Origin of the sequence: Pseudomonas violetae (genome assembly GCF_023072615.1) — a bacterium.
GTDB classification, from domain to species: domain Bacteria; phylum Pseudomonadota; class Gammaproteobacteria; order Pseudomonadales; family Pseudomonadaceae; genus Aquipseudomonas; species Aquipseudomonas violetae.
In genome coordinates this window covers 49,200-61,336 of the sequence record NZ_JAKNRW010000010.1, presented here as the reverse complement: position 1 = coordinate 61,336, position 12,137 = coordinate 49,200, and the positions used below count along the sequence as shown (strand labels likewise).

The window sequence follows — 12,137 nt, the reverse complement described above, 5'->3', positions numbered from 1 at the left end:
TTCAAACGATACGGCACCCTCGGGTGCCGTGTTCATTTACAGGGTCAAGCAAAAAAATTTTCGATGCCCGCCCTTGTAATAAGCTTGTGCGCCCTTATGTAACGGTCACCGCAAGGTTTCTGGCGATCACGCCAGACAGACTTCCGCGTCACGCTCGTCGAGACGCACCCGGCACCGCCGGATTTGTTAAACCCGCCGGGACTACACCGGCCGATGAAAACCACAATTAGGAGAGATCGACAATGAAGCTTCGTCCTCTGCATGACCGCGTCGTCATCCGTCGCAGCGAAGAAGAAAAGAAAACCGCTGGCGGTATCGTCCTGCCAGGTTCGGCTGCTGAAAAAGCCAACAGCGGCGAGATCCTCGCTGTCGGTACCGGCCGCGTGCTGGACAACGGTGAAGTGCGTGCACTGGCCGTGAAAGTGGGTGACAAGGTTGTGTTCGGTCCGTACTCCGGCAGCAACACCGTGAAAGTCGACGGCGAAGACCTGTTGGTAATGGCTGAGAACGAGATTCTCGCTGTTATCGAAGGCTGATACCCCGCTCATTTTCCCGCTACTACAAAGTATTTAAGGAATATCGATCATGGCTGCTAAAGAAGTTAAATTCGGCGATTCCGCCCGCAAGAAAATGCTCGCCGGTGTGAACGTCCTGGCTGACGCGGTAAAAGCGACCCTGGGCCCTAAAGGCCGTAACGTGATCATCGAGAAGAGCTTCGGCGCTCCGACCATCACCAAGGACGGCGTGTCCGTTGCCAAAGAAATCGAGCTGAAAGATCGCTTCGAAAACATGGGCGCGCAGCTGGTCAAAGACGTTGCCTCTCGTGCCAACGATGACGCAGGCGACGGCACCACCACCGCTACCGTTCTGGCTCAGTCGATCGTCAACGAAGGCCTGAAAGCCGTCGCTGCCGGCATGAATCCGATGGACCTCAAGCGCGGTATCGACAAAGCGACCATCGCTATCGTCAAAGAGCTGAAAGCCCTGTCCAAGCCTTGCGCTGACACCAAGGCGATCGCTCAGGTCGGCACCATCTCGGCCAACTCCGACAGCTCCATCGGCGACATCATTGCCGAAGCCATGGAAAAAGTCGGTAAAGAAGGTGTGATCACCGTTGAAGAAGGCTCGGGCCTGGAAAACGAACTGTCGGTTGTTGAAGGCATGCAGTTCGACCGCGGCTACCTGTCCCCGTACTTCGTCAACAAGCCAGAGACCATGACTGCCGAGCTGGACGGTCCGCTGATCCTGCTGGTCGACAAGAAAATCTCGAACATCCGCGAAATGTTGCCAGTACTGGAAGCCGTTGCCAAAGCCGGCCGTCCACTGCTGATCGTGGCCGAAGACGTTGAAGGCGAAGCCCTTGCGACTCTGGTTGTGAACAACATGCGTGGCATCGTTAAAGTCGCAGCCGTCAAGGCTCCAGGCTTCGGCGACCGTCGCAAGGCCATGCTGCAGGACATCGCTGTCCTGACCGGCGGTACCGTTATCTCCGAAGAGATCGGTCTGAGCCTGGAAAGCACTACCCTGGAACACCTGGGTAATGCCAAGCGCGTGATCCTGTCCAAAGAAAACACCACCGTAATCGACGGTGCTGGCGTTGAGGCTGATATCCAGGCTCGCGTTCTGCAGATCCGTCAGCAAGTGGCCGACACTTCGTCCGACTACGACCGTGAAAAACTGCAAGAGCGTCTGGCCAAGCTGTCCGGCGGCGTTGCAGTGATCAAGGTTGGCGCTGGTTCCGAAGTAGAAATGAAAGAGAAGAAAGCCCGCGTTGAAGACGCCCTGCACGCTACTCGTGCAGCCGTTGAAGAAGGCGTGGTACCTGGCGGCGGCGTGGCACTGGTCCGCGCTCTGCAGGCTATCTCCGAACTGAAAGGCGACAACGCCGATCAAGACGTTGGTATCCAGTTGCTGCGTCGCGCTGTTGAAGCGCCGCTGCGCCAGATCGTTGCCAACTCCGGCGACGAGCCAAGCGTAGTGGTCGACAAGGTCAAGCAGGGTTCGGGTAACTACGGTTACAACGCTGCTACCGGTGAATACGGCGACATGATCGAAATGGGCATCCTTGACCCGGCTAAAGTGACTCGTTCGGCGCTTCAGGCAGCAGCTTCCATCGCCAGCCTGATGATCACCACCGAAGCCATGATCGCCGAGATCAAGGACGACGCTCCAGCTGGCGGCGGCATGCCAGACATGGGCGGCATGGGCGGCATGGGCGGCATGATGTAATCCAGCCTTACCCCTTACATAAAAACCCCGCCTGCGTGAAGCCGGCGGGGTTTTTTATTGGCTGTTATAAAGACAAAGTCGTTTGATCTTGTGTCAGGTGCCTACAGGTGCTGTCTTGGCAACCGCTTCAACCCCGGAAGCCGGCCTGTACAGAATGTAGTAATACGAACCCAGACATATCAGCCAGCAGAAAATCGCTGTCCACACGTTATGCGAAAAGAAGTGTGCGCCCTGCATCATCCGGCCCAGCGAAAAAACCATGCCCAAGCCAAAGGCGAATATAAATGCCTGCCGCGCCAGGCGCGGGCGACGATCACGCAGTGCGAAGAACAAGGCGAACAAGGTAAAACCGGTGGCCGCATGCCCACCCGGCCAGCACCGGCCAGGTTTGTTGGTGGCAGGCCGCGGGCTGAGCAGTTCGCTATAGGTCTCGTGCCCGCCGAACTGCTCCAGGCTCCAGGGGCACTGCACGGCCGTGACCGCTTTCATGGGAGTGACAAAGGAAGTTGCCAGCGCCAGTGACAGGACCAGACAGCCCAGCTCGCGCTTGAACGGCTTTAGCCTGTCTATGAAAAACGTCCCGATGAAGCCCAATATGGCGAACACCGAAAAGCCGATAACCACCTGCTTGGCGCGGTCATGCAGGATGTTCTCCAGCCAGTAGCTATGACGTCCGATGAAGTCCCCGGCTACAGGATCGTAAAACAACCTGGCCAGGTCCATGTCCAGGGACGTCAGTTCGAGCAACACCAGAACGATCGCCGCAATGGCGGGAACCCCCAGGCACACCCAGAAATTGAGAGGGCGCGAGATGGGGCGAACAACAGTTGATGGCATGGGTGGATCCTGAACAAAGGAAAAAGCCCCGGGGCATCAGCCCGGGGACATTCGGTTAAGGTTCGCCGACTTGGAGGTCGCCCTCCTTGGGCACTTTCCAGCCAAGCAGCTGTTGCTTGAAGCCATAGCTGGCGGTTTGGTAATAGGTAATGGCGCGAGTGATCAGCGGGTCGCTGGCTTGTGCCTTCGACTCGCGGCTTTCGGTCAGCGCATCGTCATGCCGGCGCAGCCCTTGGCGCGGGCTGAGGATCGCCAGGTCTTTACCGTCGAACAGCCCCAAGTGTTGATAGTTGCCGACGACCACCCGAGGTGGCAGCGGATTGTCCTGCAACAGATTGCGGCCAAAGAATGTCGATTGGTAGTCCATGTTCAGCAGACCCAGCAGGGTGGGTGCCAGATCAATCTGGCTGGCCAATTGCGCGTTTTCCCGGGCGTCAATCAGTTTCGGCGCATAGATGAACAAGGGAATCTGATAGTTGCTGATCGGTAAGTCTTCTTTGCCGGCGCTGCCCGCTGTGTGGTCGGCGACGAACACGAAAATCGTATTGTCGAACCAAGGCTTCTGGCGCGCTTGCTCAAGGAACTGGCCGATGGCGTAGTCAGTGTACTTCACCGCGCCGTCGCGTCCGTTGCCGGACTTGATGTCGATCCGGTTATCAGGGTAGGTGTAAGGGCGATGGTTGGAGGTGGTCATCAGTTGCAGCAGGAATGGCTGCTGCTTGGCGTAATCGGCGTCGGCCAGTTTCAGAGTCTGGTTATAGAGGTCTTCGTCGGCCATCCCCCAGGCGTTCTTGAAGTGAATCTCTGCTTCATCGACGCTGCTCTGATCGACCACGCGATAACCGTTGCCGCTGAAAAACGCATTCATGTTGTCGAAGTAACCGCGGCCGCCATAGACGAACACGCTGTCGTAACCGATGGCATTGAGCTGTTGGCCCAGGCTGGCGAAACCGCTTTCGCGGCCTACGCGCTTGACGATGGAGCGCCCCGGTGTCGGCGGGATGGCCAGGGTGATGGCTTCCAGACCTCGGTCGGTGCGGGTGCCGGTGGCGTAGAAATTGTTGAAGTACAGGCTCTGTTTACGCAGGGCATCCAGATTCGGCGTCAGATTTCGTTCGTCGCCGTTGCTGCCCATGTACTTGGCACTGAAGCTTTCGATGGTCACCAGCACGATGTTAGGCGTGCGCGCGGTGCCCGGGTTGTCGATGTTGCGGCGGATGTCTTGCGGGTCCTGGCCAACGAAATGCGCGTTTGGCTCGCTCAACTCTGCACGGATCTGCTGGGCAACAACATCGGGAGGCAGGGTTTTATAGAACTGTGGGTAATCCAGTTCGTTGTTCCGGAATGCGGCGAAGAACTGGTACGGGCCATTGCTCGCCAGCTCGTTCTGATAGGCGTTGCCGCCTTGGGCGCGCGGTGCGTCCTGGCTGAGCAGTTGCAGGCTCAGGCCGGCGGCGACCAACAGGCCCAAGGCATTGAGCAGGCGTCGGCGCGGCGGGGGCAGCGGGGCGTCCAGCGCGGCATTGAATGGCTTGCGCAACACGAAACTCAGGACCACGGCGAGCACCGCGAGGATGCTCAGCAACGTGCCGATCGGGTACGACTCCAGCAAGTTGTTCAACACTTCGTCGGAGTACACCAGGTAGTCCACCGCGATGAAGTTGAAGCGAACACCGAATTCGTCCCAGAACAACCATTCGGCGACGCCGGTGAACAGCATGGCGAACAGGCTGATCGTCAGCAGCCCTTGTAAAAACCACCGATGGCCCCGGCGGCGCCACAAGGCTGGCGGGCACAGAAGCAGATAAAGGCCCATCGGCAATACCGCATAGGCAAGGAAACCAAGGTCGTAAAGAAGACCGATCCCAAAAACCGACACAAAGCCGCTACCTGCCTCATCCAGGTGAGTGAGCAGCAGAACTGTTCGGGTCAAAAAGAAAATCACCAGCCAAGCACCGGTGACGAGCATTAAAAATCGTATTGGCGCAGTCTTGAAAACATCCATTAGTTACATTCCTTTTATCATCAGCCGCGCGAATTTAGCCGCATCACTGTAATGGACTTGTGAGCTGATAGTGAAAAACTTGTCAACCCCGGCCTTTGGTTGAGCGAATTGATGCCAGCGATACCCCTAGCCCTTAGCCACTTGAGGCCTTAAGCTGCGCGGGCCACGACGGCTGTTACTGTGTACCGAGGAGTACCCATGCGAATTCTGGTGGTTGAAGACAACCGCGATATCCTCGCCAATTTGGCCGATTACCTGGGGCTCAAGGGCTACACTGTGGATTGCGCGCAGGACGGTTTGTCGGGTCTGCACCTGGCCGCCACCGAGCACTACGACCTTATCGTGCTCGACATCATGTTGCCCGGCATCGACGGCTACACCCTGTGCAAACGGCTGCGTGAAGACGCGCGCCGCGACACCCCTGTGATCATGCTCACCGCCCGCGATCAACTGGACGACCGGCTGCAGGGCTTCAAGTCCGGCGCCGATGATTACCTGGTCAAACCCTTTGCCTTGTCCGAACTGGCAGCACGAATCGAAGCCGTCATGCGCCGGGCCCAGGGCGGTGGTCGCCGGACCCTGCAGGTGGGTGATTTGCAGTACGACCTCGATACCCTGGAGGTCACTCGAGAAGGGCGCCTGCTCAAACTCAACCCGGTGGGCCTGAAATTGCTCGCGGTGCTGATGCAAAAAAGTCCTCACGTACTGCGCCGGGAAATTCTCGAAGAAGCGCTGTGGGGTGATGATTGCCCGGACAGCGACAGCCTGCGCAGTCATGTCCACCAGTTGCGCCAGGTCATCGACAAGCCGTTCGCCAAACCCTTGCTGCAAACAGTGCACGGTGTCGGCTATCGCCTGGCCGAAGGTCGAGATGGAGTTTAGACAGAGCCTCGCTCAACGGATCATCATCGCCTTTGCGTTGATGAGTGCGCTGGTGGCCGGCGCCTTTGCCATGGGTATCGTCGCGACTGTGCACCTGGTCGAGGAGAAACTGATATCTGCGGGGCTGGGCGGTGACCTGCAACGCCTGCTGTTGATGGACAGTGTGGCGGACTGGAGCCACCGGCCGGAGCCAGACCAGTTGTTCTACTTCAGCGGTGGCCCGGGTGATTTTGATGTGCCCAAGGACCTGCGTCACCTGGACCCTGGATTCCACGAAGTGTTTCGCGAGCAGCTGTCGTATCACGCAATGGTTGAGGTCGTCGACGGCCGGCGGTATGTTTTGCTGCAGGACCAGAGCGATTTCGAAGAACGCGAACGGGTACTGTTTGCCGTAGTGCTGGTGGGCTTTGTCCTGAGTCTGGCGCTGGCAGTATTTCTTGGCTGGGTGCTGGCGCGCAAGGTCATGGCACCGGTGGTGCGCCTGGCCCGGCAAGTGCGCCACCGCGATCAACTGCTGGGCATGGCGCCGCCGCTCGCGCCGGACTATGCGGCTGATGAAGTGGGCGAGCTGGCCGTGGCATTCGACGCCACGCTCGGGCGCCTGCGCAAAGCGTTGACCCGGGAGCGGTTATTCACCAGTGACGTCAGTCACGAACTGCGCACGCCATTAATGGTGCTGGCCAGTTCCTGTGAACTGTTGCTCGAAAATCCCGCAATCGACCAGCGGGGGCACGCGCAGGTCGAGCGCATCGCCCGCGCCTGCGCAGAAATGCGCGAGCTGGTGCAAACCTTCCTCGTATTGGCTCGCGCGCAACGCGAGGATGCCAGCATGACGCCCCAGCAAAACCTCAGCGAAGTGGCTGACGGGTTACTCAACCTATGGCGCGAGCCGATCGAGAATAAAGGGCTGGAGCTGATTTTTGAGCCGGGCGCTCCGGTCAGCACCCGCTACAACGCCACCCTCCTGCATGCGGTGATGGGCAACTTGCTGCGTAATGCACTGCATTACACCGAACAGGGGTTCATTCGCCTGACTTTGACCGAAACGGGGTTCCTGGTGGAAGACAGTGGGGTGGGTATTCCCGAAGATAAACGCGAGGCAATGTTCGAGCCGTTTGTGCGTGGTACCGAGAAACGTGGAGAAGGCCTGGGGCTGGGGCTTTCGCTGGTGCAAAGGATTTGCGAGAACCAGGGCTGGAGCGTCAGCCTGACTAATATGGAGCCCAACGGCTGCCGATTTGAAGTAGAGCTGCATCCAGTGGATGTGAGCTGACAGACCCCTTCCTGCAACAGTGGGCCATCGCCATTATGCGCCCTATGTAAAACCCTGAAATATATCAGGGCTTGCATAACAAATCTTTCACAAAGCCATGACCTGACGCTGACACGGCCCTACCTAAGGTGATCGTCATCAGCCGTTAGGAGACTTGGTAATGGACAATCCGATCAAACTCGATTTTTCCAAAAAGTATGACGATCAACATGCTTTAAGATACCTTCAGAAACATAAGAACGGTTTAGGTCGCCGCCTGTCTCATTGGCGGGATATTCAGGTGGCGCGTAAAGCGCTGACGCTGGCGGGCGAGCCCGGACTGGTCCTTGATTTGCCCTGTGGCGCCGGACGTTTCTGGCCCTTGCTGGCTGAGAAAAGCAATCGAGTCATTATCGGGGCCGACAACTCCGAATCGATGCTGAAAGTGGCAATGCAAGCGCAACCGGCTGAAGTGGTGAAAAGGGTACAACCCTTGCAAACGTCTGCATTCGACATTGCCTTACCCGATAACGCTGTCGACAGCATTTTTTGCATGCGCCTGCTGCACCACATCGGTGAGGCCGAGCATAGATTGGCCATTTTGCGTGAGTTCGAGCGAGTCACCCGTGACAGCGTGATCATTTCGCTGTGGGTGGACGGCAACTTCAAGGCCTGGAAACGCAAGCGCTCTGAGAGCACGCGTGGGCAGGAAGGCTACCAGAACCGTTTTGTGTTACCGGTTGCTACGGTCGAAAAAGAGTTTGAGCAAGCGGGTTTTCGCATCCAGGAACGACTGGACTTTTTACCGCTCTATGCCATGTGGCGAGTTTACGTATTACGCAAGAGGTAACAGGATGGCAGTGCAATGTGCACCAGAAGCGGGTGTCGATGCCGAAGATCGGTTTGACTATTTCTGGAATCAGCGCGGTGAATGGGTAGAAGAACCCAATGTGCGTCGCGGTGGTGAAAGTGGCGTGCAGCGGGTCAGGGCCAGCGACGGGCAATTGTTGTATGCCAAGCGTCAGACCGGGCACATCTACCGCAGTTGGTTGCACCCCTTTGGTCGGCCGACAGTATTGCGCGAGCAGGATGCGCTGACCGGTCTGCACAAGATCGGCGTGCGGGTTCCGCAGATCGTGTTTTGCGGTGCCCAACGCGACCCCGTTCACAAGTGGCGTGCATTGCTGGTCACCAAGTCGCTGGATGGTTTTGAGGAAATCGAACACTGGTATGCCGGCGGTGGCCGTGCACACCATGGCGAGGCAGTTCATGACCGGGTCCTGAAGGATCTGGCGGATAACCTGGCACGCATGCACAAGAGACGCTGGCAACACAGTTGCATCTACATCAAGCACGTTTTTGTGCGTGTTAGCGGCGAAGGCGAAGCAGCCAAGGTCGAGGTCGCTCTGATCGACCTGGAGAAATGCCGACAGCGCCTGACCGCTCGTCAGGCCGCGGCCCATGACATGAAGCAATTGCGGCGCCATTCGTCGTTCAACTCGACGGACTGGCAGAAACTCGTCTATTTTTATGAGACGGCGTTTGGCAGCGCTATCAAGGGTTTATAGCGATGAAACTCGAAATTGCACGAGGTTTTTTTCTGGTAGGAGCCTTGGCAGTTGCTTCGATAGCGGTGGCGGCTTGGGAGCAGCCCCGCCCACAGGTCCTCAGTTCAGTGAGCGGTGAAGCTCACTGTCCATTGCCACGGGTTGCCAAGGCAGTCGTGGCCTCCCAGCCTGATCATGACCTGTTGCTGTTCATGTTCGGACTTTCACAGGGAATGAGGCCGCAAAGTTGACTGGATTGAAACCAAAATAAAAGGCCTCGCGTACGCGGGGCTTTTTTTTGACCTTTTTCCGCAACGACGCCGCTCCCACAAGGTTATCTGTCGTGTCAGGGTTTGTCGGGTTTGGCCAGCAACGTGTACACGCATGGCAACACAAATAGCGTAAACAACGTCCCAATCGACATACCCGTGGCAATCACCGTACCAATGTCGAACCGGCTCACAGCCCCCGCCCCCGAGGCAATGATCAACGGCACCATGCCAAAGACCATCGCGGCAGTGGTCATCAGCACCGGTCGCAAGCGAATCGCCGCAGCTTCTTCCACCGCCTCGCGTGGCGACAAGCCTTTTTCCTTGCGCAGCTGGTTGGCGAATTCAACGATCAGGATCCCGTGCTTGCTGATCAGCCCGATGAGCGTCACCAGCCCCACCTGGGTATAGATGTTCATGCTCGACCATCCCAGGAACAACGGAATCAAGGCCCCGCAAATCGACAGCGGCACCGTCACCAGAATCACCAGCGGATCGCGGAAACTCTCGAACTGCGCGGCCAGCACCAGGAAAATAATCGCCAGGGCCAGGGCAAAGGTTATCCATAGTGCGCTGCCTTCCTGGATGAATTGCCGTGAGGCACCTGCGTAGTCCACGGAAAACCCAGCCGGCGCCTCTTCCCGGGCGATCTGGCGCACGGTGTCGAGGGCTTCACCCATGCTCACCAGTGGCACTCCGGACAGGATCGCCGAGTTGAGTTGCTGGAACTGGTTGAGTTGTCGCGGACGCGCGCGGTCACTGACGGTGATCAGGGTCGACAGCGCCAGCAGCTCGCCCTTGGTGTTTCTGACATAGTAGTTGTTCAGCCAGTCGGGGTTGTCGCGGAACGGGCGCTCGACTTGGGCGATAACCTTGTAGCTGCGTCCTTCGATGGTAAATCGGTTGATCTCCGCTTCGCCGAGCAAGGTCGCCAGTGTTCCGCCCAGGTCTTGCATCGACACGCCCATCTGCGCCGCTTTGGCGCGATCGATATCCACCACCACTTCAGGTTTGTCGAACGCCAGGTCGACGTCGACAAAAGCGAACTTGCCGGACTCCATGGCTCGTTTCTTCACCCGGTCCATTACCTGCAGCAGTGACTCATAGTCGTTGGAAGAGTTGATCACGAACTGGAATGGCAGACCCTGGCCTGTACCCGGCAGGGAGGGCAGGTTGAAACCGAACACCTGCAAGCCGGAAATCCCCTCAAGCTTGGCCTGGACTTGCGGCAGGATCTCCATCTGGGTGCGGCTGCGCTCATTCCAAGGTTTGAGCAGGAACCCACCAATACCCGACTGCACTCCGTTGAAGCCATTGATCTGGAACGAAGAGTAGTACTCGGGAAATTCCTTGAAGATCTTGATGAATTCGTCGGTGTAAGCGTTGAGGTAATTCAGGTTGGTCGGCTGCGGCGCGTTTGCCAGCATGAAGATGATGCCCTGGTCTTCGTCGGGAGCCAGCTCGGACTTGGTGAACTTGAGCAATACCGGTATCAGGCACAGCACGATGACCGCGAACACCAGCACCACGGGCCGGGTGTTAAGCGTGCCGTGCAACGTCTTCTGGTAACGGCGCTTGAGGCCTTCGAAAATCCGGTCCAGACGATGAGCCAGCCCGCTGGGATTCTCATCGTGGCGCAGCAAAAACGCGCACATCATCGGTGATAGGGTCAAGGCGACGATACCCGAGATGACCACGGCGCCTGCCAGTGTCAGGGCGAATTCCTTGAATAGTGCCCCGGTCAGCCCGGTGAGGAAGCCGATAGGCGCATAGACCGCTGCCAGGGTGATCGTCATGGAGACCACCGGCATGGCGATTTCCCTGGCGCCCTCAAGCGCGGCATCCATCGGCGTCTTGCCTTCCTCGATATGGCGGTGAATGTTTTCCACCACCACGATGGCATCGTCCACCACCAGGCCGATAGCCAGAACCATGGCCAGCAGGGTTAGCAGGTTGATCGAATAACCCATCATCTGCATGAAGAACATTACGCCAATCATCGATAGCGGGATGGTGACCACCGGGATCACCACCGAGCGCAACGCACCAAGGAACAGGAATACGACCACTATCACGATGAGCACGGCTTCAAACAGGGTTTTCACTACCTCATCGATCGAGGCCTGGATGAACAGGGTCGCGTCGTAGGCAATCTCGGCCTTGAGGTTCGGCGGCAGCTGGGCCTCCAGGTCCGGCATGATCTTGCGCACTTCCTTGATCACGTCGAGCGGGTTGGCGCCGGGCGTGGCCTTGATGCCGATGTACACCGAAGGCGTGCCACCGAATGAACTGATGGTGTCGTAGTTCTCCGCGCCCATCTCGACCCGTGCGACATCGCTGAGCAGCACGCGGCTATCGCCGTCGATCTTCAACGGAATCGCGGCGAAAGCTTCAGCAGACTTGAGCTCCGTGTTGGCATTGATGCTGGTGACCACATACTCGCCTTTCACTTCACCGGCTGCGGAGAGAAAGTTGTATTGACGCACCGCGTTGGTCACGTCGCTGGCGGTCAGGCCGAAACCGGCGAGCTTGACCGGGTCTAGCCACAGGCGCATGGCGAACACCTGATTGCCGAGAATCTCGGCTTCTGCCATGCCGGGGAGTGTCGCCAGTTTCGGCTGGATCACCCGCGACAGGTAATCGGTGATCTGCGGGTTGTTCAGCTCCTTGCTGAAGAAGCTGATGTACATCAAGGCTGAGGCATCGGCGGCTTCCTTGCTCAATACCGGGTCTTCAGCGTCCTGGGGCAGTTGGTTCTTGACCTCGTTGGCCTTGGCCAACAGTTCGGTAAACAGGCGGTCGCTGTTGGCGCCGATGCGCGCATAGATCGAGATCACCGAGAAGTTCTGGCGACTGACCGAGGTCATGTAGTCAATGCCTTCGGCGCTGGCCAGACTTTGTTGCATCGGCTGGGTGATGTAGCCCTGGATGGTCTCGGCGTTGGCCCCGGGGTAGGCGGTGGTCACCGTGATGAGGGCGTTTTCCATCTGCGGGTACTGGCGCAGCGGCAGCTTGCTCCAGGCCTGAAAGCCCAGCAGTACAATCAACAGGCTGACCACGGTGGCGAGCACCGGGCGGCGGATGAACGGGTCGGTAAAAGCCATGGGGATTCCTTG

The 12,137-nt window shown here is 58.1% G+C and carries 10 protein-coding genes; 7 read left to right on the top strand and 3 right to left on the bottom strand.

All coding sequences use genetic code 11. The features are described 5' to 3' along the window. Nucleotides 1–242: 242 nt before the first annotated feature. Together L9059_RS14520 and groL are read left to right on the top strand one after the other, a co-directional pair. A complete protein-coding gene (locus L9059_RS14520; RefSeq protein WP_019827816.1) occupies nucleotides 243–536 on the top strand; it encodes a co-chaperone GroES in 294 nt (97 codons plus the stop codon). Between the two features lie 49 nt (nucleotides 537–585). Continuing rightward, nucleotides 586–2,229: a chaperonin GroEL gene (gene groL, locus L9059_RS14515; protein ID WP_045057988.1), complete on the top strand. Its 1,644-nt coding sequence runs from the start codon at nucleotides 586–588 to the stop codon at nucleotides 2,227–2,229. Between the two features lie 93 nt (nucleotides 2,230–2,322). Here groL and L9059_RS14510 read toward each other — a convergent pair whose 3' ends face one another. Both L9059_RS14510 and L9059_RS14505 read right to left on the bottom strand, forming a co-directional pair. Beyond that, complete coding sequence (locus tag L9059_RS14510; RefSeq protein ID WP_247291711.1) at nucleotides 2,323–3,066, bottom strand: phosphatase PAP2 family protein; 744 nt, start codon at nucleotides 3,064–3,066, stop codon at nucleotides 2,323–2,325. Between the two features lie 55 nt (nucleotides 3,067–3,121). Beyond that, the gene (locus L9059_RS14505; protein ID WP_247291710.1) at nucleotides 3,122–5,071 is read right to left on the bottom strand and encodes an LTA synthase family protein; all 1,950 of its coding nucleotides are present in this window, start codon (nucleotides 5,069–5,071) and stop codon (nucleotides 3,122–3,124) included. A 198-nt stretch (nucleotides 5,072–5,269) separates the two neighbouring features. Between L9059_RS14505 and colR the strand changes: the two genes are divergently transcribed. The 5 genes from colR to L9059_RS14480 all read left to right on the top strand — a co-directional run bounded on the left by colR (nucleotide 5,270) and on the right by L9059_RS14480 (nucleotide 9,003). Next, the gene (colR, locus tag L9059_RS14500; protein ID WP_045057985.1) at nucleotides 5,270–5,953 is read left to right on the top strand and encodes a two-component system response regulator ColR; all 684 of its coding nucleotides are present in this window, start codon (nucleotides 5,270–5,272) and stop codon (nucleotides 5,951–5,953) included. Beyond that, nucleotides 5,943–7,226, top strand: coding sequence for a sensor histidine kinase (locus tag L9059_RS14495; RefSeq protein WP_247291709.1), 1,284 nt, complete (start codon nucleotides 5,943–5,945; stop codon nucleotides 7,224–7,226). Before colR ends, L9059_RS14495 begins: the two co-directional genes overlap by 11 nt. A gap of 160 nt (nucleotides 7,227–7,386) precedes the next feature. Then, nucleotides 7,387–8,055: a class I SAM-dependent methyltransferase gene (locus tag L9059_RS14490; protein WP_247291708.1), complete on the top strand. Its 669-nt coding sequence runs from the start codon at nucleotides 7,387–7,389 to the stop codon at nucleotides 8,053–8,055. A gap of 4 nt (nucleotides 8,056–8,059) precedes the next feature. Then, a complete protein-coding gene (locus L9059_RS14485) occupies nucleotides 8,060–8,773 on the top strand; it encodes a lipopolysaccharide kinase InaA family protein (RefSeq protein WP_247291707.1) in 714 nt (237 codons plus the stop codon). 2 nt (nucleotides 8,774–8,775) lie between these two features. After that, nucleotides 8,776–9,003 (top strand): hypothetical protein, encoded by a 228-nt coding sequence (locus L9059_RS14480; RefSeq protein WP_247291706.1) that lies wholly within the window; start codon nucleotides 8,776–8,778, stop codon nucleotides 9,001–9,003. 95 nt (nucleotides 9,004–9,098) lie between these two features. Here L9059_RS14480 and L9059_RS14475 read toward each other — a convergent pair whose 3' ends face one another. Beyond that, nucleotides 9,099–12,125 carry a multidrug efflux RND transporter permease subunit gene (locus tag L9059_RS14475; protein ID WP_247291705.1) on the bottom strand — a complete coding sequence of 1,009 codons (3,027 nt, stop codon included), beginning with the start codon at nucleotides 12,123–12,125 and terminating at the stop codon, nucleotides 9,099–9,101. Nucleotides 12,126–12,137 lie beyond the last annotated feature (12 nt).

Coding starts and splice junctions, on each gene's coding strand:
- groL (WP_045057988.1), top strand. CDS start 586: ATGGCTGCTAAAGAAGTTAAATTCGGCGATTCCGCCCGCAAGAAAATG.
- L9059_RS14510 (WP_247291711.1), bottom strand. CDS start 3,066: ATGCCATCAACTGTTGTTCGCCCCATCTCGCGCCCTCTCAATTTCTGG.
- colR (WP_045057985.1), top strand. CDS start 5,270: ATGCGAATTCTGGTGGTTGAAGACAACCGCGATATCCTCGCCAATTTG.
- L9059_RS14490 (WP_247291708.1), top strand. CDS start 7,387: ATGGACAATCCGATCAAACTCGATTTTTCCAAAAAGTATGACGATCAA.
- L9059_RS14505 (WP_247291710.1), bottom strand. CDS start 5,071: ATGGATGTTTTCAAGACTGCGCCAATACGATTTTTAATGCTCGTCACC.
- L9059_RS14475 (WP_247291705.1), bottom strand. CDS start 12,125: ATGGCTTTTACCGACCCGTTCATCCGCCGCCCGGTGCTCGCCACCGTG.
- L9059_RS14520 (WP_019827816.1), top strand. CDS start 243: ATGAAGCTTCGTCCTCTGCATGACCGCGTCGTCATCCGTCGCAGCGAA.
- L9059_RS14495 (WP_247291709.1), top strand. CDS start 5,943: ATGGAGTTTAGACAGAGCCTCGCTCAACGGATCATCATCGCCTTTGCG.
- L9059_RS14480 (WP_247291706.1), top strand. CDS start 8,776: ATGAAACTCGAAATTGCACGAGGTTTTTTTCTGGTAGGAGCCTTGGCA.
- L9059_RS14485 (WP_247291707.1), top strand. CDS start 8,060: ATGGCAGTGCAATGTGCACCAGAAGCGGGTGTCGATGCCGAAGATCGG.